The 21,798-nt window shown below is 65.5% G+C and carries 20 protein-coding genes; 15 read left to right on the top strand and 5 right to left on the bottom strand.

Annotated features, from left to right (window positions below):
* The first annotated feature begins 77 nt into the window (after window positions 1-77).
* The 5 genes from I6J77_RS15135 (at window position 78) to I6J77_RS15115 (ending at window position 5,981) form a co-directional block, all read left to right on the top strand.
* Entirely contained in the window at window positions 78-1,103 is a 1,026-nt protein-coding gene (locus tag I6J77_RS15135; protein WP_204109649.1) for a hypothetical protein, read from the top strand.
* A 248-nt stretch (window positions 1,104-1,351) separates the two neighbouring features.
* Window positions 1,352-1,594 carry a hypothetical protein gene (locus I6J77_RS15130; protein ID WP_204109648.1) on the top strand — a complete coding sequence of 81 codons (243 nt, stop codon included), beginning with the start codon at window positions 1,352-1,354 and terminating at the stop codon, window positions 1,592-1,594.
* Between the two features lie 285 nt (window positions 1,595-1,879).
* A complete protein-coding gene (locus I6J77_RS15125) occupies window positions 1,880-3,244 on the top strand; it encodes a tryptophan--tRNA ligase (RefSeq protein ID WP_204109647.1) in 1,365 nt (454 codons plus the stop codon).
* Window positions 3,245-3,277: 33 nt separating this feature from the next.
* Complete coding sequence (locus tag I6J77_RS15120; RefSeq protein WP_204109646.1) at window positions 3,278-3,601, top strand: hypothetical protein; 324 nt, start codon at window positions 3,278-3,280, stop codon at window positions 3,599-3,601.
* Window positions 3,602-3,752: 151 nt separating this feature from the next.
* Window positions 3,753-5,981: a DUF5916 domain-containing protein gene (locus I6J77_RS15115; RefSeq protein ID WP_204109645.1), complete on the top strand. Its 2,229-nt coding sequence runs from the start codon at window positions 3,753-3,755 to the stop codon at window positions 5,979-5,981.
* A gap of 7 nt (window positions 5,982-5,988) precedes the next feature.
* Here I6J77_RS15115 and I6J77_RS15110 read toward each other — a convergent pair whose 3' ends face one another.
* Window positions 5,989-6,372, bottom strand: a complete 384-nt coding sequence (locus I6J77_RS15110) for a VOC family protein (RefSeq protein WP_204109644.1) — start codon at window positions 6,370-6,372, stop codon at window positions 5,989-5,991.
* Between the two features lie 53 nt (window positions 6,373-6,425).
* Between I6J77_RS15110 and I6J77_RS15105 the strand changes: the two genes are divergently transcribed.
* The 3 genes from I6J77_RS15105 to I6J77_RS15095 all read left to right on the top strand — a co-directional run bounded on the left by I6J77_RS15105 (window position 6,426) and on the right by I6J77_RS15095 (window position 8,917).
* Complete coding sequence (locus I6J77_RS15105) at window positions 6,426-6,947, top strand: M48 family metallopeptidase (protein WP_204109643.1); 522 nt, start codon at window positions 6,426-6,428, stop codon at window positions 6,945-6,947.
* Entirely contained in the window at window positions 6,947-7,591 is a 645-nt protein-coding gene (locus tag I6J77_RS15100) for a DUF6348 family protein (RefSeq protein WP_204109642.1), read from the top strand. The genes I6J77_RS15105 and I6J77_RS15100 overlap by 1 nt, the downstream gene beginning before the upstream one ends.
* Window positions 7,592-7,786: 195 nt before the next feature.
* The gene (locus I6J77_RS15095; protein ID WP_204109641.1) at window positions 7,787-8,917 is read left to right on the top strand and encodes an immune inhibitor A domain-containing protein; all 1,131 of its coding nucleotides are present in this window, start codon (window positions 7,787-7,789) and stop codon (window positions 8,915-8,917) included.
* A 131-nt stretch (window positions 8,918-9,048) separates the two neighbouring features.
* Here I6J77_RS15095 and I6J77_RS15090 read toward each other — a convergent pair whose 3' ends face one another.
* The 3 genes from I6J77_RS15090 to pdhA all read right to left on the bottom strand — a co-directional run bounded on the left by I6J77_RS15090 (window position 9,049) and on the right by pdhA (window position 12,650).
* A complete protein-coding gene (locus I6J77_RS15090) occupies window positions 9,049-10,431 on the bottom strand; it encodes a dihydrolipoamide acetyltransferase family protein (protein WP_056766669.1) in 1,383 nt (460 codons plus the stop codon).
* A 149-nt stretch (window positions 10,432-10,580) separates the two neighbouring features.
* On the bottom strand, window positions 10,581-11,561 hold the full coding sequence (locus tag I6J77_RS15085) for an alpha-ketoacid dehydrogenase subunit beta (protein ID WP_056718084.1): 981 nt from the start codon (window positions 11,559-11,561) through the stop codon (window positions 10,581-10,583).
* Between the two features lie 3 nt (window positions 11,562-11,564).
* Window positions 11,565-12,650: a pyruvate dehydrogenase (acetyl-transferring) E1 component subunit alpha gene (gene pdhA / locus I6J77_RS15080; protein WP_007808232.1), complete on the bottom strand. Its 1,086-nt coding sequence runs from the start codon at window positions 12,648-12,650 to the stop codon at window positions 11,565-11,567.
* A gap of 323 nt (window positions 12,651-12,973) precedes the next feature.
* On the opposite strand from pdhA, the gene I6J77_RS15075 reads away from it, so the two are divergent.
* The 3 genes from I6J77_RS15075 (at window position 12,974) to I6J77_RS15065 (ending at window position 17,038) form a co-directional block, all read left to right on the top strand.
* Entirely contained in the window at window positions 12,974-13,822 is an 849-nt protein-coding gene (locus I6J77_RS15075) for a tryptophan 2,3-dioxygenase (RefSeq protein ID WP_204109640.1), read from the top strand.
* A gap of 73 nt (window positions 13,823-13,895) precedes the next feature.
* Window positions 13,896-15,395: a peptide MFS transporter gene (locus tag I6J77_RS15070; protein ID WP_204109639.1), complete on the top strand. Its 1,500-nt coding sequence runs from the start codon at window positions 13,896-13,898 to the stop codon at window positions 15,393-15,395.
* Window positions 15,396-15,529: 134 nt separating this feature from the next.
* Window positions 15,530-17,038, top strand: coding sequence for a peptide MFS transporter (locus I6J77_RS15065; RefSeq protein ID WP_204109638.1), 1,509 nt, complete (start codon window positions 15,530-15,532; stop codon window positions 17,036-17,038).
* 51 nt (window positions 17,039-17,089) lie between these two features.
* Here I6J77_RS15065 and I6J77_RS15060 read toward each other — a convergent pair whose 3' ends face one another.
* Window positions 17,090-17,551: a MarR family winged helix-turn-helix transcriptional regulator gene (locus I6J77_RS15060; RefSeq protein ID WP_056766676.1), complete on the bottom strand. Its 462-nt coding sequence runs from the start codon at window positions 17,549-17,551 to the stop codon at window positions 17,090-17,092.
* Between the two features lie 110 nt (window positions 17,552-17,661).
* Here I6J77_RS15060 and hppD point away from each other — a divergent pair, with 110 nt between their 5' ends.
* The 4 genes from hppD to I6J77_RS15040 all read left to right on the top strand — a co-directional run bounded on the left by hppD (window position 17,662) and on the right by I6J77_RS15040 (window position 21,791).
* Window positions 17,662-18,756, top strand: coding sequence for a 4-hydroxyphenylpyruvate dioxygenase (gene hppD / locus I6J77_RS15055; RefSeq protein WP_204109637.1), 1,095 nt, complete (start codon window positions 17,662-17,664; stop codon window positions 18,754-18,756).
* 12 nt (window positions 18,757-18,768) lie between these two features.
* Window positions 18,769-20,079 (top strand): homogentisate 1,2-dioxygenase, encoded by a 1,311-nt coding sequence (hmgA, locus tag I6J77_RS15050; RefSeq protein ID WP_204109636.1) that lies wholly within the window; start codon window positions 18,769-18,771, stop codon window positions 20,077-20,079.
* The gene (locus tag I6J77_RS15045; RefSeq protein WP_204109635.1) at window positions 20,076-20,723 is read left to right on the top strand and encodes a lipoprotein; all 648 of its coding nucleotides are present in this window, start codon (window positions 20,076-20,078) and stop codon (window positions 20,721-20,723) included. The genes hmgA and I6J77_RS15045 overlap by 4 nt, the downstream gene beginning before the upstream one ends.
* A gap of 81 nt (window positions 20,724-20,804) precedes the next feature.
* Complete coding sequence (locus I6J77_RS15040; RefSeq protein WP_204109634.1) at window positions 20,805-21,791, top strand: fumarylacetoacetate hydrolase family protein; 987 nt, start codon at window positions 20,805-20,807, stop codon at window positions 21,789-21,791.
* Window positions 21,792-21,798 lie beyond the last annotated feature (7 nt).

The following is a 21,798-nucleotide window of genomic DNA, read 5'->3' as shown; positions in this document are numbered from 1 at the left end:
GTGCCGGCGTGTCATGGCTGGCAGAATGCTACGGAACAGATGAGCGATCCGGCAACCGGCCTCGATGCGGAGCACGCATGCAGAACATGGAATTTCGTACTTGCAAGATCGCCGTGCCCGACATCCGTTCGCTGTGTTGGGTCGGCGACACCTTGGTCGACTGGGTGGCGGGTGGCACCGTCATCCGGCTCGACGGCTCGATCGAGGCGTCGCATGTCAGTTACGCCTATCGCTTCGATGCCGCCATTGCGTCGCCATGCGGCGACTACGCGGTCATCTACGAAAGGCTCGGCACCACCGGCCTCGTCCTGCACAAGGGCGAAATCCTGCGGCAGATCCAGCGGGATTTCTATCACGCCGATGACTACGAGTACCCGATAGCCATCTTCCGCAGCCGCACGGGTCGCACGGTGTTGGCACATTGTCCGCAGGCGTATTGCCAGCTCGAGCTGGAAGACATCGAGACGGGCGAGCGCCTGGGCGGCACCAGCGCACGGGACCCCGGAGATTTCTTCCATTCCCGCTTGCGCGTCAGTCCGGACGGGCGCTGGCTGGCCAGCGCAGGGTGGGTCTGGCATCCGCTGGATACGTTGGCTGTCTTCGACCTTGAAGCCGCCTTGCAGGATGCCCCCACGCTCGACAAGCCCATCGACTTCGAAGGTTTCAACCCCTACGACAGGGAGACCGTCGCTGCGGACTTTCTGCCCGACGGCCGGCTGTTGGTCGTCCTTGGTCCGGGATGGGACGACAGTACGGAAGCCGCTATCGAATCGGATGCACTGGCTATCCTCGATCCGGTGCGGCGGGCATTGACCGCCAGCGTCGAAACCGTGGCGCCCACCGGTACCTTGATGCCGCTGGACGCCCGGTCCACGGTGGCGTTCTGCGTGCATCCCAAGGTGTTGTCCCTGCTGGACGGCTCCACGCTGGCCGCCTGGGAACAGATCGACTCGGGGCGCCAGGGCAGTGCCCTCACCAGGCACGAGTACCTGCCGCCACCCATCGCGCTGGATCATGCCCGAGGCCGGTTCGCGGTGGCCAGCGCGGAAGGCGTGACGGTGATCGAACGATTGACGCCGATGCGTCCTCCGCAGGGTGGGTGAAGACGAAAAGTGGAGGGAAAGAAAGTGCCGCTTTCTCCGAGTAGCCTTCCCAATGGAATGATATCCAGGTGGGTGTTCGTGTCGGCGCGTGTTTTTGTTATTGATATTTGGGGGTTGCTTTGCATACGACATCTGCGGGGCTCTTGGGAGTTGCATTTTTCGTACTTTCAGGCGTGCTCGCGATAGTGAACAAATTAGTTCGAGACGGTGAGCTGAAATTCATTGTCCGAAAAGTCGCTGAGCTATTCATGGCTATAGCCTTTGGTTTGATTTCCTACGCCATGATATTGAGCACCGTTGAGCAATATGAGGTTGGTCGAGCAGTTGCAACAAGCCGTGGTGGGGCTGCGGCCGTTGTCGTCAAGAATGAAACGCCTTTAATATTTTATGCAATCATGGTGTTTAAGATTATGGCGGTCGGAGTTTTCATCGCGATCTTCATAGGATGGATATTTAAATTTCTTGGTTTAAAGATAAAATTCGATTTTTAATTTCAATTCGTGCCAGTGCAATTTTCGGCTGCCGTTGGTGGCTTGGGTTGAGCGGCGACAGAGCCTGTGCCGTCGTTTGCTCCCGGGCCGAAGTCTAGGGATGGAGCTAAATTTAGTTGTGGATAATGGGGAGGTGAAACCGCTTCCGCTTTTCTTGGCGTCAAGACCAGTGGGAGTGATTTGCCCAGCCCCGCTTCCCACAATTCGTCACCAATCAGCAACGGCCGGTGGTTCAATCAGCGCGGCCGGATGTCGTAGACTGGCGTTTTACTTGCGCGACGCAGCATGAATACCCGAGTCCTTACCGGCATCACCACCAGCGGCACGCCGCATCTCGGCAATTACGTGGGGGCGATCCGCCCGGCGGTGGCGGCCAGCCGGCGCGATGATGTGGATGCGTTCTACTTCATGGCCGACTACCACGCGCTGATCAAGAGCGACGATGCGGGGCGGATCGAGCGTTCGCGACTGGAGATCGCCGCGACATGGCTGGCGGCGGGGCTCGACCCGGCGCGGGTCACCTTCTATCGCCAGTCGGACATTCCGGAAATCCCCGAGCTGACCTGGTTCCTCACCTGCATCGCCTCCAAGGGCATGCTCAATCGCGCGCATGCCTACAAGGCCGCGGTGGACAAGAACACGGCCGCGGGCGAGGACGTCGACGCGGGTGTCACCGCGGGCCTGTACATGTATCCGGTGCTGATGGCGGCGGACATCCTGGCGTTCGACGCGAACCAGGTGCCGGTGGGCCGCGACCAGATCCAGCACATCGAGATGGCGCGCGATCTGGGCCAGCGTTTCAATCACCTGCACGGGCACGAGTTCTTCGTGCTGCCCGAGGCGCTGATCGAGGAACAGGTGGCGACCTTGCCGGGCCTGGATGGCCGCAAGATGTCGAAGAGCTACGACAACACGATCCCGCTCTTTGCTGGCGGCAGCAAGCCGCTGCGCGAGGCGATCATGCGCATCGTCACCGACTCGCGCCTGCCCGGCGAGCCGAAGGACCCGGATGACTGCGCGCTGTTCACCATCTTCCGCGCCTTTGGCAGCGAGACCGAAACCGCCGCGTTCCGCCAGTCCCTGCTCGACGGCATCGGCTGGGGCGAGGCAAAGCAGCTGCTGTACGAGCGCATCGAAGCCGAGGTGGCGCCGATGCGCGAACGCTACGAGGCGCTGATGGCCGACCCGGCCGCGATCGAGACGATCCTGCAACAGGGCGCGCAGAAGGCGCGGGCGATCGCCACGCCGAAACTGGCTGCACTGCGCGAGGTGCTTGGTCTGCGTGCCATGACCACCGCGCCTGCGCCGGCCATCGGATCGAAGGCCACGCCGAAGCAGGGGAAAATGCCCCGCTTCGCCAGTTTCCGCGATGCCGATGGCGGCTTCCGCTTCCGTCTGTTTTCCGCGGAAGGCGAGGAGCTGCTGCTGTCGAAATCGTTTGCCGATCCGAAGGCGGCCGGTGCGCTGCAGAAGCAGATCAGGTCGCTCGGTGCCGGTGCTGCCGTGCTGCAGGTCCGGTCGCTGGGCGTGGACCTGGAGCTGGACGGCGCGACGGTGGCCAGCACACCGGATTGCCGCGACGAGCAGGCACGTGACGAAGCGCTGGCCTCGTTGCGCGAGGCGCTGGATCAGCTCGCCGCGCAGGACTGAGGCGCGGCAATCCAGGCCCACGGAGACCGAACCATGCGTTACCTCGCCATCCTGCTGTTGACCCCCTGGCTGCTGATTCTGTGCTGGGGCTACTGGGCTTATCCGAAGAGTCTGCCGCGCGTGGCAGCACGACGGTTCTTCGACGTCGCCGCCGTCGTGCTGGCGCTGATCGCCGCGGCGCAGTGCGCGGTGATCGGCTTCGATCGGGTGGAGCTGCCCACGGTCGACGGCTTCGGCCGCGCCAGCGGCGCGATCTGGCAGCAGGTGCTGCCGGCGCTGTATGGCTACGCTGCGTTCACCGTCGTGCTGTTGCTGGCGATGCTGTTGCGGCATGCGCTATGGGGACGCCGGCACTGATCCGCCGCGGACGACCTGCCACAAGTCATGCAATGACCAATGGCCGTCGACCCGTTTAAACGCTGACGGCAAGCTGTGCATCTATCCCCGGGTGACGAGTGCCTCGTTCGCCCAGGCGCGATCCTGCGCCAGACCTCATGGAAGTTCCCACATGCGCGTGGCATGCCTGTTGTTGTTTTCGCTGGCCGCAGTTTCCGCGCCGGCACTGGCCGTCGATATCGATGGACATATCCAGCCGGACGAATGGAAAGGTGCGCGGCACATCACCGATTTCCGCCAGGTGCAGCCGCTCAGCGGCAAGCCCGGTTCACTGCACACCGAGGCCTGGATACTGGCCACGCCGAAGGGCCTGGCGGTGGCCTTCCGCTGCGACCAGCCGGCTGGCGTGCCGCGCACGCATCAGCGCGTGCAGCGCGACTTCGAGGACCAGGTGGATCGGGTCAACGTGATGGTCGACTTCAACGGTGACGGCCGCACCGGTTACGACTTCGTGGTCAGTTCCACCGACGGCATCAACGACGCGGTGATCACCAACGAAACCCAGTTCAATAAGGACTGGGATGGCAACTGGAAGCACGCGGTGAGCGAGGATACTGCCGGCTGGAGTGTCGAGATCCTGATCCCCTGGTACACCGCGCCCATGCATGCGGCGACGGACGGCCAGCGCAAGCTGGGAATCTATCTGGACCGGGTGACCGGCTCGACCGGCGAACGCGACGGCTGGCCGGTGGCCAGTTTCACGCTGCCGCGCTTCCTGTCCGAGTTCAGGCAGATCGAGGTGCCGCACTACAGCCAGTCGCTGTTCGCCGTCACGCCTTACCTGTCAGGGCTGTATGACAACGTGCGCGGCCGCAGCCACTTCCAGGAAGGCGCCGACATCCTGTGGAAGCCGAACGGCCAGTTCCAGCTCACCGCGGCGCTCAATCCGGATTTCGGCCAGGTCGAGAGCGACGACCTGGTGGTCAACTTCGGTGCCACCGAAACCTATGTCAGCGACAAGCGTCCGTTCTTCACCGAGAACCAGGGCATCTTCGACTTCAGCCTGCTCGACGACAACAGCCAGCTGGTCTATACGCGCCGCGTGGGCGGTCCGTCGGATGACGGCCATGGCGCCGCCGACATCAATGCGGCGGTCAAGCTCAACGGCAGTTTCGGCTCCACCAGCTACGGCGTGCTGGCCGCCGACGAGGACGGCGAGGCGGGGCGCTTCTTCGGCGCCGCGCGGCTGACCCACGATTTTGGCGACCAGAGCCTGGGCATGCTGCTGACCCGGGTCGACCGGCCGTGGCTGGATCGCGAGGCCACCGTGCTGGGTGTCGATCACCACTGGCGGCCGACGCCGCAACTGACCATCGCCACCAACGTGGTCGGCAGCGACATCCTGCAGTCGGGCACGCATACCCGCGACAGCGGCGGCACCATCATTGCCGACTACGAGATGGGCGGCGGCTGGCGCCAGCAGTGGCTGGGCATGCACTTCGGCGACCAGTTGCAGATCAACGATTTCGGCTACCTCGACCGCAACAACTTCAACTACGCCCATTGGGAAGTGCGCAAGCGCTACACCGCGTTGCCGGCCGACTCGGCCTACAGCTCCAAGGAATGGCGCTACCGCATCGACGCACTGGACAACGATCACGGCCTGCGCCTGCGTCGCCAGTTCCGCGTCAGCCGCAACAGCAACCTGCGCAACGGAGCCACCGAAGTGGTGCAGCTCAACGCCAACAGCGCAGGCTGGGACGACCTGCTGACGCGGGGCCATGGCGCGCTGTTCCTGCCGCCCAGCATCGACCTGGCCTATGAGCGGATCAGCCCACGCCACGGCGACTGGGCGTTCAAGCTGGACGCGGAGGTGGTCAGTGGCGGCCTCGGCGGCAACCGCCAGTTCGGCTACGACATCAAGTTCATTCCCACCTATTTCATCAGCGATGCGTTCAGCGTCTACGCGGGCCCCTACTACGAGCATCTGCCGGACTGGCTGGTGTGGCAGCACGACAACCTGATCGGCCGCTTCGACGAGCACACGCTGCAGCTCGATGCCGGTTTCGACTGGGCCATCGACCCGCGCCAGGAGCTGCGCGTGAAGCTGCAGGCGATCGGCCTGGATGCACGCCTGCGCGGCGGCTATCGCGTCGGCGCCAACGGCCGCGCGGTGGTCAGCGACGAGCCGGTCGACGATTTCAGCGTGCGCAACCTCGGCCTGCAGATCCGTTACCGCTACGAGCTGGCCCCGCTGTCCTACCTGTACGTGGTCTATGGCCGCGGCGGCTACGCGCTGGACGGCTACGCCCGCAACACCGCCGACGCGTTCGGCAACAGCTTCGCCTTGCGCGACGACGAGCAACTGCTGGTCAAGCTGAGCTACCGCTTCGACATGTAGCAGCCGCTCATTCCCAGCGGTTGAGGTACGGCCCGAACGCCTCGCGCTGCGGCTGCACCACGCAGAAACGATGGCCGCCGGGCGCCTCCATCACCCACCAGCGCTCGCGCACGAAGGCGATGCGGCGGGCGCCGAGGCGTTCCAGCCGGGCCACTTCGGCATCGAGGTCGTCGGTTTCGATGTCCAGGTGCACGCGGCTGGCTTGCTCCACCTTCTGCAGCAGGATGATCGGCTCGTCCGCGGCCGTGCGCAGTTCCGCGTACCTGCCGTCGCCGTCCTGGTCGGGGCTGGCGACCGGCTTGCCCAGGGCTTCGCTCCAGAACGCGGTGGCGGTGGCGAGGTCGTCGACCTGGCAGTCGATGACGAGGGTGCTGAGTCGGCTGTGATGCATGAGTCATCTCCGCTGTACGGCGCGCGGTGCGGCGCAGTGCGAGAATACGCGGCATGGCACCGCTCAAGTACCTCCAGGCTTATCCCGTCACCTTGCAGGACAAGGTGCGTGAACTGATCGCGCAGGAGCGCCTGGGCGAGCACCTGGCCAGGCGTTATCCCGATCGCCACGAGGTGCAGAGCGACAAGGCGCTGTATGCGTACGTGGCCGCGCTGAAGCAGCAGCACCTGAAGAACGCGCCGGGCATCGACAAGGTGCTGTACGACGCCAGGCTCGACGTGCTGCGCAATGCGCTGGGCCTGCACACCGCGATCTCGCGCGTGCAGGGCGGCAGGCTGAAGGCGAAGAAGGAGATCCGCGTGGCCAGCCTGTTCAAGGCCGCCGCGCCGGAATTCCTGCAGATGATCGTGGTGCACGAACTGGCGCACCTGAAGGAGCTGGACCACAACAAGGCGTTCTACCAGCTGTGCACCTACATGCTGCCGGACTACCACCAGCTGGAGTTCGACCTGCGCGTGTACCTGACCTGGCGCGAATTGCCTTCGACCGACAACACCGACGTGCGGGAACGATGATGGATAGTGCAGCACTGCAGAAATACCTGCTCCGCCTGTTCGAGCGGCACGACGTCGAACTCGAGGCCGACGAAGACGGCTGGCTGGTCACCGACGGCGACTTCCCCGCGATTCGCGCCGACTGGCACGAGGGCGCGGCGGGTGAACCGGGCCGGCTCGATGTCGACGTGGTGCTGGGCGAGGAACGGCGCATCGAGGAAAGCTTCGCCGGCCTCGGCGGCGGCGAAGCGGGCTGTCGCGATGCGCTGAAGACCTTCGAGCAGAACGTGTTCCACCTGCTGCTGGCCGCCTGCTGGTACGTCACCGACGACCGCCGCATGCAGATCACCGCGTGGGAGATCGGCTTGCGCAGCTGGGACGTCTTCATCGGCCCGTTCAGCGTGCGTGGTGCGGACGTCGCCGACATGCCGCTCGACGCACTGGCATCGATCGAGGCTGCTCTGAAACGCGAAGCGCTGACTCCCGAACTGCACTGGTTGCGGCTGGTGCACAGCCACGCCGAAGACGGCGACTCGCGCTGCGAAGCCCTGCTCGACAACGAACTGTGGACGGCCGGAACGCTGGCCCTCAACGAAGTGGCCTGGCCCCGCGGCGGCGACTACAGCGCCCGCTGCTTCATGCTGCTGGACGTGCGCGACTACTGAGCGCGAACGCCGCGCCGGCAGGTGATTCGTCGATGGGGTGGGAGCGGTCGGCAAGTTCAAGGTGGAACACACTGGCTGCCCGCGTGATCAATGGCGGCGCGATTGCTTCGTCAGTCGGCGGGAATGGCGTGGATGTTCCGGGATGTGCCCACGGGAAGAGTGCAGTGCTGGATAGCCAAGGGGAGGATGTGTGTCATGGCAGATATCAAGTCGTTTGTTCCGATGACAGGGCGTGGCGCCTTCGACGTCACCTATGTGGATGGAACGGGTTACATGACCATCACGGTCAAGGTCTTTCCGAACTACGAAAATCGCCCCGTCGAGGGTGTGTCCTGGAACCGGCAGGACACCATGAGGTTTGAGGCGGGGGCCAAGGCGGCAGTCAGGGAGCACTGGGACGGGAAGTTCTTTCTTGTCAATCGCAAGAAGAATACCACGCCACGTGTCTCGGTCCTGTTCAACGTGCATTTCGTGACGACCAGGAGCGAGGCGACCGTCATCATGAATGTACCGCGCTACTCGTCGGCTTACGGCCCGGGAGGGCTGGCGCGCTGTGATTCCTATGTGGGCCTGAGCCAGATCGACACCGGCAACATTGCCGCGCAATCGAGCGCCATGGTCCACAGCGAATCGACTGGCCTGATCAACGTCAAGTTGACCGAGGCCGGCAACGTATCACGCGACGAGCGCTGCCGGATCAGCGCGCTGTTCCTGCCGCTGGGCCTGAATGCCGTCGTGCTGGATCCGTACGGCACCCTGACACCGCAGCTGAAGGTTGCGCTGGCCAACCTGAGCCTGCGCATCAAGACCGGGACACCCTCGCGTCCACTGGTGCCGCTGATCGTGAAGGCGCGCTACAACACCGGCATGGGCGCGTCGGCTGGAAAGGTGGTCAAGCAGATGCGCGCCGTACGCGATCAGTTGATCGCATTCGGCGTGCGCAACCCGGTCAGCGTCGATCCATTGGCAGTCAATGATCTGGGCTTGCCCAGTGCCGGATTCATCGAACTGGAGTGCGACCTGACCTTCGAAACCCGCTTCGATGACGACATGTGGATGAATATCTTCGCCCACGAGTATGGCCACATGCTGGGCCTGCCGGATGAATATGACGCGCCGCCGGCTCCCACGGACCGCTCCTCCAAGGCCATTGCCATCAATCGGTTTTGCGCGATGTGCGATGTGCACAAGGCGGCAAAACCTCCGATGGGCATGATGACCACCAGCATCATGTGCAAGGGGCGCGACATCCTGCCCTGCCACATGCTGCCCGCGCTCGAAGCCATCATTCGCATCACCAACGAGGAAGGCTGGACTGTCGGTTGACGCGAGCCGGCACGCCGGGGCGGCGGCCCGCGCTTCCATCGCCAGGCCTGGAGCCGGGGGAATGCCTGTCCCTGGCACGAACAAACAGGGCGCCCGAGGGCGCCCTGTTTGCTTGACGATGATCCGCCTGCTCAGTTCGGCAGGGACAGATCGTCCAGCATCGCCTTGAGGAAGCGCGCGGCTTCGCCGCCGGTGGCGGCGCGGTGGTCGAAGGTCAGCGACAGCGGCATGCGGCGGTGCACTTCGATGCCGCCGATCACCGCGACCACGTCGTGGCTGAGCTTGCCGGCGCCGACGATGGCGACCGTGGGCGGCACCACCACGGGCGTGGCGTAGCGGCCGGCGAACATGCCGAAGTTGCTGAGGCTGATGGTGTAGCCGGACAACTCCGAGGCCGGGATGCTGCGGTCCTCGACCTGGCTGCGCAGGCGCTTGATCGCGGTGCGGATGCCGGCGCCGTCGAGCATGTCGGCGTTGCGCAAGGCCGGCACGAACAGGCCGTCGTCGGTGTCGACCGCGATGCCGATGTCGACCTGCGGGTGCAGCGTGCGGGTGAGGTTCTTGCCGTCGAACCAGGCGTTCAATGCCGGCACCGTCTTGCAGGCGAACACGATGGCGCGGATCAGGCGCGCGGTGATGTCCTGCTTGCCGATCCAGGCGTGCAGGTCGGCGTCATCCACGAGCGTGGTCGGCACGACCTGGGCGTGGGCGTCGGCCATCACGCGGGCCATGTTGCGGCGTACGCCCTTGAGCTGTTCCGGCTGGCCGCTGGCGGCCTGTGACGGCGGCGCGGTGCGCACCGGCTTGCCGGCCAGCGAGACCGGGCCGCGCTGCGGCTCCGGCTGCGGCAGCTCGGGCGCCAGGTGACGGCCGGCCGAGGCGGGCACCGCGCGGGCGGGGGCGGTGCCGAGCGCGGCCGAGCCATTCGCGGCGGCGTCCTTGACGTCCTTCATGGTGACCACGCCGTCCGCACCGCTGGGGCGCACGCGGGTGAGGTCGACCTTGAGCTTCTTCGCCAGCGCACGCACGGCCGGCACGGCCTTGACGCCGCCGATGCTGGCGGCCTGTTCGACGTGGACGGTGTTGCCACTGACCATGGCGCCAACCACGGTGCCTTCGTCCTCGCGATCCTTGCCGCCGGTCTCGACTTCGCCACCCTCGTCGGAGACGACGACCTTGCTGCTGTCATCCGCGGCCGGGCTGCCGACACTCTTCTTCGGGCCATGCTGGTGGCCGGTGTCCTGCGACTCGGCGCGCTGCTTCGCGTTCGGGTCGGGTTCGAACTCGGCCAGCGCGGCACCGGTCTCGATGATGTCGCCGGGGGCGCCATGCAGCTTGACGACCTTGCCGGTGTACGGCGAGGGCACGTCGACGACCGCCTTGGCGGTTTCCATCGAGCACAGCGGGGCGTCCAGCTTGATGGTGTCGCCCACCTTCACGTGCCACTCGACCACGGTCGCGTCGGGCAGGCCTTCGCCGAGGTCGGGGAGGTAGAACGTCTTGATGTCAGCCATGAGCGGATTTCCAGGTATGAGTTTTCCGGTTTGCTCCCTCCCCTGCTTGCAGGGGAGGGTTGGGGTGGGGTGCTCTTGATCCGGGCTTCAGATCAAGAGCTTTACCCCCTCCCAGCCTCCCCCTGCAAGCAGGGGGAGGAGCAAGGGCGTCAGCTTGCTGCGAGGGTACGCTTCGCCGCGTCGACGACGCGTTCCACGTTCGGCAGGTATTTCATTTCCAGGCGGAACAGCGGGATGTGGGTGTCGAAGCCGGTGACGCGCTCGACCGGGGCGAGCAGGTCGTACATGCATTCCTCGGCCAGGCGGGCGGCGATCTCGGCACCGAAGCCGGCGGTCTTCGGGGCTTCGTGCACGATCACGCAGCGGCCGGTCTTCTGCACCGATTCGGCGATGGTGTCGAAGTCCAGCGGGGTCAGCGTGGCCACGTCGATCACTTCGGCGCTGATGCCCTGGCTGGCCAGTTCGTCGGCCGCTTCCAGCGCTTCCTTCACCTGTGCGCCCCAGCTCACCAGGGTCACGTCGGTGCCGTCGCGCAGTACGAAGCACACGTCCAGCGGCAGCGCCTCGCCGTCGTCCGGCACTTCTTCCTTGTACTGGCGGTAGATGCGCTTGGGCTCGAAGAACATCACCGGATCGGGATCGCGGATCGCCGCCAGCAGCAGGCCGTAGGCACGCGCGGGCGAGGACGGCATCACCACGCGCAGGCCGGGGATGTTGGTGAACAGGTGCTCGTTCGCCTCGGAGTGATGCTCCGGTGCGCGGATGCCGCCGCCCCACGGCGCGCGCCACACTGCCGGCACGGTCAGGCGGCCGCGGGTGCGGTTGCGCATGCGCGCGGCGTGGCAGGCGATCTGCTCCATCATCGGGTAGATGAAGCCTTCGAACTGCGCCTCGGCGACCGGCTTCATGCCGGCCACGGCGAGGCCGACGGTGACGCCGGCAATGGTGGTTTCGTCCAGCGGCGTGTCCAGCACGCGCAGTTCGCCGAACTTTTCCTGCAGGCCCTGGGTGGCGCGGAACACGCCGCCGTTGACGCCGACGTCTTCGCCCAGCACCACGACGGAATCGTCGTGCGCCATTTCATAGGCGAGCGCCTGGGTGACGGCTTCGATGAGAGTGATTTGTGCCATGACTCAATGACCCTTGTTTTCAAGCGACAGGACGTAATCGCGCTGCTTGGCGAGATCGGCGGGGATTTCGGCGAAGATGTAGTCGAACATCGCCGAGACCGGCTGGGTCTTGGTCTCGAGGTAGGCGTTCACCTCGTTGTCCATCCAGTCGTCGCACTCGGCCTTCCAGGCTTCTTCCTTTGCGTCGTCCCACACGCCCTTGGCCACCAGCCAGTGGCGCAGGCGCTTCATCGGCTCCTTTTCCCAGCCGTCCTTCACTTCCTGCTCGCCGCGATAGCGGCGCGCGTCGTCGGCGGTGGTGTGGTCGCCCAGACGATAGGTGACCAGTTCCAGCACGCTGCCGCCTTCGCCGTTGCGTGCGCGCTCCAGCGCGTCTTCCATCGCCTTGCGCACCGCGATGATGTCGTTGCCGTCGACCTGGATCGAAAACAGGCCCGCGGCGATGCCCTTCTGCGCCAGCGTGGGCGCGCCGGACTGGATCTTGCGCGGCACCGAGATCGCCCACTGGTTGTTGACGATCACCGCGACCAGCGGCAGGTTCTGCGCGCCGGCGATGTTGATGGCGCCGTAGAAGTCGCCCTTGGACGAACCGCCGTCGCCGATGGTGCACACCGCCACGCGCTTCTCGCCGCGGATCTTGAACGCCAGCGCGGTGCCGGCCGCATGCAGGCACTGCGTGGCGATCGGCACCGACCAGGCGAAGTCATGCCGCGCCGGTTCCTGCTGGTAATCGTTGCCGCGCTCGTCGCCGCCCCAGTACATGTAGACCTCGCGCGGCTGCACGCCGCGATAGAGCTGGGCGCCGTACTCGCGGTAGCTCGGCGCGTAGACGTCCTCGGGGCGCATCGCGCTGCCGATGCCGACGTGCGCCGCTTCATGGCCCAGGCAGCTGGCGTAGGTGCCCAGCTTGCCGGTGCGCTGCAGCGCGATCGACTTGGCGTCGAACACGCGGGTCGACAGCATCAGCTTGTACAGCTTGACCATGTGCTCGAGGTCCTTGGCGAACTCGGGCAGATCGTCACGGACCTGCTTGCCCTCGGCGTCGAGGTATTGCAGGTATTCGATTTCAAACTTGGCGGCGATGGTCACGACTCGCTCCGGGGTGAGGAAGAGAGGGAAAAACCTGGTTGATGGCGTGCCCTCGACGCATCCTCGGGCACACAAACGACCGAACAAGACCGCGCTTGATAACAGGCGGGCATGTTGCGCTGCAAGGTACAGCGCAGCATTCGTGGGCGTACGGATGGGCTTGTCGCGCGGCTTCCCGGAACGTCAAACGCACTGCAAAGCGGGTCTCCCGCGACTGTTGCCAAGTATTCGAGGTGTCCAGGACGAGCCCCATGTCCTGGGTCAGGGACTGACCGGGCGGCAGCCGTTACCATGGCCGTTTTCCGGAAACGTGACGGAACACCATGACCGACAACCAGCGCGATCTCGAAGCCGGCATCCAGACCGATCTCAACGGACAGATCACCTACGGCGGCTATCTGCATCTGGACACCTTGCTGTCGGCACAGCAGCCGCTGAGCCAGCCGCCGCATCACGACGAGATGCTGTTCATCGTGCAGCACCACGTCTCCGAGTTGTGGATGAAGCTGCTGATCCACGAGCTGAAGGCGGCGGTGCTGTACCTGCGGGCCGATGACATCGATGCCTGCCTGAAGATCCTGGCGCGGGTGAAGCAGGTGCAGCGCCAGCTGTTCGAGCAGTGGGCGGTGCTGGAGACGCTGACGCCGGCGGAGTACCTGGAGTTCCGTGGCGTGCTGGGGCCGTCGTCCGGCTTCCAGTCGCTGCAGTATCGCCAGATCGAATTCCTGCTGGGCAACAAGAACGCCGACATGCTCAAGGTGTTCGCGCACGATCCGGCCGCGCAGGCGGAATTGCGCGGGGTGCTGGAAGCGCCCAGCCTGTATGACGAGTTCCTGCGTTACCTGGCGCGGCGTGGCCACGCGGTGCCGGCCGAATTGCTGGAGCGCGACTGGACGCGGGCGTATCGTCGCAACGAGGCGCTGCTGCCGGTGCTCAAGCGCATCTACGAGGATCGCGCGGGGTTCTGGCCCGAATACCACATGTGCGAACAGCTGGTGGACGTGGAGGAGAGCTTCCAGCTGTGGCGTTTCCGCCACATGAAGACGGTGGAGCGCATCATCGGCCATCGCCGTGGCACCGGCGGTTCGTCCGGGGTGAGCTTCCTGAAGAAGGCGCTCGATCTGGAATTCTTCCCCGAACTGCTGGACGTGCGCACCGTGCTGGGCAGCTGAGCGAATCGCCCGCCGCTTGCGCAGCCCGGCCTGAATCCCGTCATGATGTGCCACCTGAAATCCGGGAGCACCCATGAACGAAGCCGTCCAGACCAGCACCGCACCCGAGTATCCGCAGACGCTGGGGCATCCGCGTCCGTTGTGGATGCTGTTCATGACCGAGTTCTGGGAGCGCTTCGCGTTCTACAGCGTGAGCTGGGCGCTGGCGCTGTACATCGTGGCGCACTTCTACCACGGCGATGCCTCCGGCCAGGCGTGGGCCGCCAGCATCTTCGGGGCGTACACCGCGCTGATCTACGCCTCCAGCATCTTCGGCGGCTACGTGGCGGATCGGGTGATCGGCTACCAGCGCTCGATCCTGCTGGGCGCGCTGATGATGGCGCTGGGCCTGTTCGTGGTGATGCTGCCCAGCCGCGGTGTCTTCCTGCTCGGCCTGGCGATGGTGATCGTGGGCAACGGGCTGTTCAAGCCGAACATCTCCACCATGGTCGGGCAGTTGTACGGGCGCGACGATCCGCGCCGCGATCGCGGCTTCACCCTGTTCTACATGGGCATCAACGGCGGCGCGCTGCTGGCGCCGCTGCTGACCGGCTGGATGGCCGGCCATTTCACCGATACGCCGATGCAGCAGAACTACCGCATCGTGTTCGGCGCGGCCGGCGTGGGCATGCTGCTCAGCCTGCTGTGGTTCTGGTTCGGCCGGCGCGGCCTGAAGGGCGTGGGCCGACCGGCGCCGGAAGCGGCCGGCCGCATGCGCGTGGTGTGGGTGGTGCTGGGCATGGTCGTCGCGGTGCCGCTGGTGTACCTGCTGCTGGCCTTCGTCACCACCGGCTTGTCCTGGATGCTCGGCGCATTGTTCGTCGCGGTGGCGGTGATGCTGCTGGTCGAGGCGGTCAGGCACGATCGGGTGCAGGTCGACCGGGTGGTGGCGATGCTGATCATCTTCGCCTTCAACATCCTGTTCTGGATGTTCTACTTCCAGCTGGGCACCTCGTTCAATTTCCTCGCCGAGAACCTGGTTGACCGGCAGATGTTCGGCGGCTGGATCTTCCCGGTGGGCTGGTTCCAGTCGGTCAGTCCGCTGGCGATCATCGTGCTGGCGCCCGTGGTCACCGTGGTCTGGGCTTTCCTGGCGTCGCGCAGGAGCGAGCCGTCGATCCCGCGCAAGTTCGGCCTAGGCCTGATCTTCAACGGCCTGGGTTTTGCGGTGCTGATGTACGCGCTGTCGCGCCTGCTCGATGTGCAGGGGCTGATTCCATTCTGGCCGCTGGTGCTGTGCTACGTGCTGCAGACGGTGGGCGAGCTGTGCCTGTCGCCGATCGGCCTGTCGATGGTGACCAAGCTGGCGCCGCCGCGACTGGTCGGCCTGGCGATGGGCGGCTGGTTCCTGTCGCTGGCGGTGGGCGGCAACCTGTCCGGCCTGCTGGCCGGCAGGATCAGCGGCGAAAGCGGGATGACCGCCGCCTCCGCACTGGACGGCTTCACCTTCAGCTTCTGGCTGCTGGCCGGTGCCGGTGTGTTGTTGCTGCTGATTTCGCCCCTGATCAACCGGCTGATGCACGGCGTGCGCTGAAGCGATCAGGCCCCGGCAGCGCGCGGCTTTTCCCCGGGCCGCGTGCTGCAGCGCATTTGACGGATGCGGAGCCGCCGGTTACATCTGGCCGTTCGCAATAACCTGCGAATCACCGATGAGTACAGGGGCAAGGCATGAGTAACAGCACACTCGCCGGCGACGCGAAGCCGGTACCCGACTATCCGCAAATGCTGGGGCATCCGCGTCCGTTGTGGATGCTGTTCATGTCGGAGTTCTGGGAGCGCTTCGCGTTCTACGGCATGCGCTGGGCGCTCACGCTGTACATCGTGGCGCAGTTCTTCAACGGCGACGAAGCCGGCCAGGCTTCGGCCAGCCGCACTTATGGCGCCTACCTGGCGCTGGTCTACGCCACCGCGGTGTTCGGCGGCTACGTGGCGGACAAGATCATCGGCTACCAGCGCTCGATCCTGCTGGGCGCGGTGGTGATGGCCGCGGGCCTGTTCATGGTGATGGTGCCCCAGCACGAGATCTTCATGCTGGGCCTGGCCACCGTCATCGTGGGCAACGGCCTGTTCAAGCCGAACATCTCCTCGATGGTGGGCCAGCTGTACGCCACCGGCGACTCGCGCCGCGACCGCGGCTTCACGCTGTTCTACATGGGCATCAACGCCGGTGCGCTGATCGCGCCGATCCTGACCAGCTACCTGGCCGAACGCGTCTTCGGCACGCCGCAGCACGACAACTTCCACGTGGTCTTCGCCGCGTCGGGCGTGGGCATGCTGATCAGCCTGGTGTGGTTCTGGTTCGGTCGTCGCCAGCTCGGCCCGGTCGGCAAGCCGGCACCGGAAATCGCCAACCCGATGCGCGTGGTGTACGTGGCCATCGGCGTGCTGGTGGCCATTCCGCTGGTCTACCTGCTGATGGATCGTGCCGGTGCGGTGGCGATCCAGTGGCTGCTGACCGCGCTGTTCATCGGCGTGGGCGTGATGCTGGTGATCGAGGCGATCCGCACCGGACGCGTGCAGATCCAGCGGGTGATCGCGATGCTGATCATCTTCACCTTCAACGTGCTGTTCTGGATGTTCTTCGAACAGGCCGGCAGCTCGTTCAACTTCCTGGCCCAGCACATCGTGGATCGCAACCTGGCGGGCTGGGAATTCCCGGTCGGCTGGTTCCAGTCGGTGAACCCGGTGGCGATCGTGCTGCTGGCGCCGCTGGTGGCGATGACGTGGGGCTGGCTGGACAAGCGGCGCATCGAACCGTCGATCCCGCGCAAGTTCGGGCTGGGGCTGATCGGCAACGCGCTGGGCTTCGCGGTGCTGATGTATGCGCTGTCCGGCCTGGTCGGCGACAACGGCATGATTCCGCTGTGGACCCTGGTGCTGTGCTACGTGCTGCAGACGGCCGGCGAGCTGTGCCTGTCGCCGATCGGCCTGTCGATGGTGACCAAGCTGGCGCCGGTGCGCCTGGTCGGGCTGGGCATGGGCGGCTGGTTTCTGTCCACCGCGATCGGCAACAACCTGGCCGGCCTGTTCGCCGCCCACGTCAGCGGCGACAGCGGCATGACCGTGGACTCGGCGTTGTCCGGCTACACCTCCGGCTTCTGGATCCTGCTGGGCGGCGGCGTGCTGCTGTTCCTGATCGCCCCGCTGATCAACAAGCTGATGCACGGGGTGAGGTGAGGCAGGAGCGGGAACGCAGAACAAGAGCGGGCGCGGTGTGCGTTCCCGCTCTTACTCCATCAAGCGGTCCAGTATCCGCGTCAACCAGCGCTGCTCCTCGGCGTCCAGCCTGGCCAGCACTTCGCGTTCGCGGGCACGCGCCATCGGCGCCACTTCGTCGTGCATGGCCCAGCCCGCTTCGGTGAGGCTCAGCACCGAGCGGCGCTTGTCGTTGTCGTGGGTGGCCCGGTCGACCCGGCCGGCCTCGACCAGTCGGGCCAGCGCACGGCTCACCGCCACCTTGTCCATCGCCGTGCGTTCGGCCACCTCGCGCGCCGACAAGCCCTCGAAACGCGCCAGCACCGCCATTACCCGCCATTCCGTCACCGAGATGTCGTAGCGCCGCTGGTAGTCGTCGGCGATCGCCTGGCTGATCGTGTTGGACAGGATCGACAGCCGGTACGGCAGGAAATGCTCCAGCTGCAGCGGGGCGTGCTCGGCGGTGGCTGGGGCAGGCTTGCGCTTTCGGGGCATTGCGGCGATGGTCCTTGCAAATGGTTTCATATGAAACTATAACGTGGGTTTACCGTCGATGGTGCCACGCTCTCGTGCTGCCATCGTGCACCGTCACACAGGAGAGCGCCATGAACGCCCAGCCGAACCTTGGCATGCAGGTCACCACGTTCGAAAACCCGATGGGTATCGACGGTTTCGAATTCGTCGAATTCGCCGCCCCGGCCGGTCGCGCCGATGAACTGCACGACCTGTTCAAGCGGATGGGTTTCAGCGCCGTGCTGAAGCACAAGTCGCGGCCGATCACCGTGTACCGCCAGAACGGCGTGAACTTCCTGGTCAACGAGGACCCCGATTCGTTCGCTGCCGACTTCGCCGACAAGCACGGCCCCAGCGCCTGCGGCTTCGCGATCCGGTTCAGGAAACCCGCGGACGAGGTGCTGGCTGCCGTGCTCGGCAACGGCGGCGAGGCGGTGACCGACAAGGTCGACAGCAAGGCGGTCGGCGCGCCGGTGATCAAGGGCATCGGCGACTGCATGCTGTATCTGGTCGATCGCTACGGCAGCGCCGGCAGCATCTACGACGCCGACTACGAGGCGATTCCCGGTGCCGAACAGAACCCGGCCGGTTTCGGACTCACCTTCATCGACCACCTGACCCACAACCTGTACTTCGGCAACATGCAGAAGTGGTCGGACTACTACGAGCGCCTGTTCAACTTCCGCGAGATCCGCTACTTCGACATCAAGGGCGCCAAGACCGGCCTGGTGTCCAAGGCGATGACCGCACCGGACGGCATCGTGCGCATTCCGCTCAACGAGTCGAACGACCCGAAGAGCCAGATCAACGAATACCTCGACGCCTACCATGGCGAAGGCATCCAGCACATCGCCTGCTTCACCGACGACATCTACGACACGGTGGAGAAGATGCGCGCGGCCGGCGTGGAATTCCTCGACACCCCGGACTCCTACTTCGAGGTGATCGACGTGCGCGTGCCGAACCACGGCGAAGACGTGGCGCGGCTGGCGAAGAACAAGATCCTGATCGACGCCGACATGGAAACCAAGCAGCGCAAGCTGCTGCAGATCTTCACCCAGAACAACATCGGCCCGATCTTCTTCGAGATCATCCAGCGCAAGGGCAACGAAGGTTTCGGCGAGGGCAATTTCCAGGCCTTGTTCGAGAGCATCGAGCGCGACCAGATGAAGCGCGGTTTCCTCTAAGGGTCTCTCCTCATGACGATCGATGTCAGCAAGGGCTACCAGTCGGGTTTCGGCAACGAGTTTGCCAGCGAGGCGATCGCCGGCACCTTGCCGGTCGGCCAGAATTCGCCGCAGCGCGTGGCCCATGGCCTGTACGCGGAGCAGTTGTCGGGCACTGCATTCACCGCGCCGCGCCACAGCAACCGGCGCAGCTGGCTGTACCGGATTCGCCCGGCGGCGGTGCATCAACCGTTCCAGCCGCTGGCCCACGCCACGTTCCATAACCGCTTCGACGAGGCGCCCGCCACGCCGAACCAGCTGCGCTGGAATCCGCTGCCGCTGCCGCAACAGCCGACCGACTTCATCGACGGCCTGGTGACCCTGGCCGGCAACGGCGGCCCGGCCGAGCAGGCGGGTATCGGTATCCACGTCTATACGGCCAATCGCTCGATGCAGGGGCGTTTCTTCTACGACGCCGACGGCGAGCTGCTGATCGTGCCGCAGCAGGGCCGGCTGCGGCTGGCCACCGAGCTGGGCGTGATCGAGCTGGAGCCGCAGGAGATCGCGGTGATTCCGCGCGGCGTGCGGTTCCGCGTCGACCTGCTCGACGACACCGTCCGCGGCTACGTCTGCGAGAACTTCGGCGCCCTGCTGCGCCTGCCGGATCTGGGCCCGATCGGCTCGAACTGCCTGGCCAACGCCCGCGACTTCCTCACCCCGGAGGCGGCGTACGAGGACGTCGAGGGCGCATTCGAGCTGGTGGCGAAATTCCAGGGCGGGCTGTGGTCGGCGAAGATCGGTCATTCGCCGCTCGACGTGGTCGCCTGGCACGGCAACTACGCGCCGTACAAGTACGACCTGCGCCGCTTCAACACGATCGGCTCGATCAGCGTCGACCATCCCGATCCGTCGATCTTCACCGTGCTGACCTCGCCCAGCGACACCGCCGGCACGGCGAACATCGACTTCGCGATCTTCCCGCCGCGCTGGCTGGTGGCGCAGCACACGTTCCGTCCGCCCTGGTTCCATCGCAACGTGGCCAGCGAGTTCATGGGCCTGATCACCGGCGTCTACGACGCCAAGGCCGAGGGCTTCGTCCCCGGCGGCGCCTCGCTGCACAACTGCATGAGCGGGCACGGTCCGGATGCGGCCACGTTCGAGAAGGCGTCGAACGCCGACCTGTCGAAGCCCGACGTGATCGGCGGCACCATGGCCTTCATGTTCGAGACGCGCAAGGTGATCCGTCCCACCCGGCAGGCGCTGGAGGCACCGCAGTTGCAGCAGGATTATCACGAGTGCTGGCAGGGCATCGCGAAGCATTTCGATGCAGGCCGCAAGGCGTGAAATGCCATGCGCTGATCGTGGCCGCGGTGCTGGCGCTGGCCGGATGCGGCCAGGCGGGCCCGTCGGCACCGCCGACGGCGGAGGCCCCGTCTGTCGCCGCATCGAGCGCCCGTCCGGCCGTGGCCACGAGCACGCCGGCAACGAGCGCTGCCGACACGATGGCCCGCTACGACGGTTACGGCGACCTGCGTTTCGGCATGGACGAGGCCGCGTTCGAAAAGGCCAGCTTCAACAAGGCCAGCTCCAATAAGGCCAGCTTCAATAAGGCTTGGAGTGGCGAGCTGAAGGGCGCGCCGGAGCAGGGCTCAACGTGCTTCTACAAGACCCCGGCCTGGGTGAAGTCGCCAAAGGATTTCGCCTTCATGTTTGAAGCCGGCCATTTCGTGCGCTACGACGTGGGCAGCGCGAAAGAGCTCGCGCCCGGCGGTGGCAAGGTCGGCATGGACGAGGCGCAGATCCGCGCGCTGTACGGAACGCGTGTCGAGGCGCAGCCGCACAAGTATGTCGATGGCGCAAAATACCTGCGCATCGCCGCGCCGCAAGGTGACGGCGTGTTGCTGTTTGAAACCGATGAACATGGCAAGGTGACGCGATGGCGCATGGGTGTGCCGCCGCAGGTCGATTACGTGGAAGGCTGTGGTTGATATTGACTGGTGCCGTCCTCCTTGACGGCAAAGAACAAGACCGCCATCCATGGCGGACTCTTCAGAAGAGCGGAATAATCCATGAAACTCGCAAGTCTCAAGGAAGGCGGCCGCGACGGCACGCTGATCGTGGTCAGCCGCGACCTCACTCGCGCGGTGAAGGCGAGCGCCATCGCGCCGACGCTGCAGGCGGCGCTGGACGACTGGTCGAACGCCGCGCCGCGGCTCAATGCGCTGTCGGACGACTTGAACGCCGGCAACGCCGCCGATGCCTTCGCGCTGGACATGCACGCACTGGCCTCGCCGCTGCCGCGCGCCTATGAATTCGTCGACGGCTCGGCCTACCTGCCGCACGTCGAGCGCGTGCGCCGCGCCCGCGGCGCCGAGGTGCCGAAGTCGTTCTACACCGATCCGCTGATGTACCAGGCGACCAGCGCCGGCTTCCTGGGTCCGCGCGATCCGGTGGTGGTGCCCAGCGAGGATTTCGGCATCGACCTGGAAGCCGAGGTGGTGGTGGTCACCGATGACGTGCCGATGGCGACCACGCCGGCGCAGGCGTCGGAGCACATCCAGCTGGTCGGCCTGGTCAACGACGTGAGCCTGCGCGGACTGATCCCGGGCGAGCTGGCCAAGGGCTTCGGCTTCCTGCAGAGCAAGCCGCGCTCGGCGCTGTCGCCGGTGCTGGTGACGCCCGACGAGCTGGGCGATGCGTGGCAGGACGACAAGCTGCACCTGCCGATGCGCACGTGGTTGAACGGCGCATGGTTCGGCGAGGCCGAGTGTGGCGTGGACATGCAGTTCAGCTTTGCCGAACTGGTCGCCCACGTGGCGAAGACGCGGCCGCTGACCGCCGGCACCATTGTGGGCTCCGGCACCATCGCCAACGAGGACACCGGCAAGGGCGCGTCGTGCCTGGCCGAACAGCGCACGGTGGAAACCCTGCGCGACGGCCATCCCACCACGCCGTTCCTGAAGTTCGGCGACCGCCTGAAGATCGACGTCACCGATGCCGGCGGCGCCTCGATCTTTGGCTCGATCGAGCAGCAGATCGAACCGCACAAGCCTTGAGGTCATC

It is taken from the genome of Rhodanobacter sp. FDAARGOS 1247 (assembly GCF_016889805.1).
Classification (GTDB): Bacteria; Pseudomonadota; Gammaproteobacteria; order Xanthomonadales; family Rhodanobacteraceae; genus Rhodanobacter.
This window is presented reverse-complemented; position numbering and strand designations above follow the sequence as displayed.

What these genes read in the sequence shown, in the direction of transcription:
- I6J77_RS15130 (WP_204109648.1), top strand. Translation starts at nt 1,352, where the DNA reads ATGGCTATAGCCTTTGGTTTGATTTCCTACGCCATGATATTGAGCACC.
- I6J77_RS15090 (WP_056766669.1), bottom strand. Translation starts at nt 10,431, where the DNA reads ATGGCTGACATCAAGACGTTCTACCTCCCCGACCTCGGCGAAGGCCTG.
- I6J77_RS15075 (WP_204109640.1), top strand. Translation starts at nt 12,974, where the DNA reads ATGACCGACAACCAGCGCGATCTCGAAGCCGGCATCCAGACCGATCTC.
- I6J77_RS15105 (WP_204109643.1), top strand. Translation starts at nt 6,426, where the DNA reads ATGGCACCGCTCAAGTACCTCCAGGCTTATCCCGTCACCTTGCAGGAC.
- I6J77_RS15125 (WP_204109647.1), top strand. Translation starts at nt 1,880, where the DNA reads ATGAATACCCGAGTCCTTACCGGCATCACCACCAGCGGCACGCCGCAT.
- hmgA (WP_204109636.1), top strand. Translation starts at nt 18,769, where the DNA reads ATGACGATCGATGTCAGCAAGGGCTACCAGTCGGGTTTCGGCAACGAG.
- I6J77_RS15040 (WP_204109634.1), top strand. Translation starts at nt 20,805, where the DNA reads ATGAAACTCGCAAGTCTCAAGGAAGGCGGCCGCGACGGCACGCTGATC.
- I6J77_RS15070 (WP_204109639.1), top strand. Translation starts at nt 13,896, where the DNA reads ATGAACGAAGCCGTCCAGACCAGCACCGCACCCGAGTATCCGCAGACG.
- I6J77_RS15060 (WP_056766676.1), bottom strand. Translation starts at nt 17,551, where the DNA reads ATGCCCCGAAAGCGCAAGCCTGCCCCAGCCACCGCCGAGCACGCCCCG.
- hppD (WP_204109637.1), top strand. Translation starts at nt 17,662, where the DNA reads ATGAACGCCCAGCCGAACCTTGGCATGCAGGTCACCACGTTCGAAAAC.
- I6J77_RS15115 (WP_204109645.1), top strand. Translation starts at nt 3,753, where the DNA reads ATGCGCGTGGCATGCCTGTTGTTGTTTTCGCTGGCCGCAGTTTCCGCG.
- I6J77_RS15100 (WP_204109642.1), top strand. Translation starts at nt 6,947, where the DNA reads ATGGATAGTGCAGCACTGCAGAAATACCTGCTCCGCCTGTTCGAGCGG.
- I6J77_RS15085 (WP_056718084.1), bottom strand. Translation starts at nt 11,561, where the DNA reads ATGGCACAAATCACTCTCATCGAAGCCGTCACCCAGGCGCTCGCCTAT.
- I6J77_RS15065 (WP_204109638.1), top strand. Translation starts at nt 15,530, where the DNA reads ATGAGTAACAGCACACTCGCCGGCGACGCGAAGCCGGTACCCGACTAT.
- I6J77_RS15110 (WP_204109644.1), bottom strand. Translation starts at nt 6,372, where the DNA reads ATGCATCACAGCCGACTCAGCACCCTCGTCATCGACTGCCAGGTCGAC.
- I6J77_RS15135 (WP_204109649.1), top strand. Translation starts at nt 78, where the DNA reads ATGCAGAACATGGAATTTCGTACTTGCAAGATCGCCGTGCCCGACATC.
- I6J77_RS15120 (WP_204109646.1), top strand. Translation starts at nt 3,278, where the DNA reads ATGCGTTACCTCGCCATCCTGCTGTTGACCCCCTGGCTGCTGATTCTG.
- I6J77_RS15095 (WP_204109641.1), top strand. Translation starts at nt 7,787, where the DNA reads ATGGCAGATATCAAGTCGTTTGTTCCGATGACAGGGCGTGGCGCCTTC.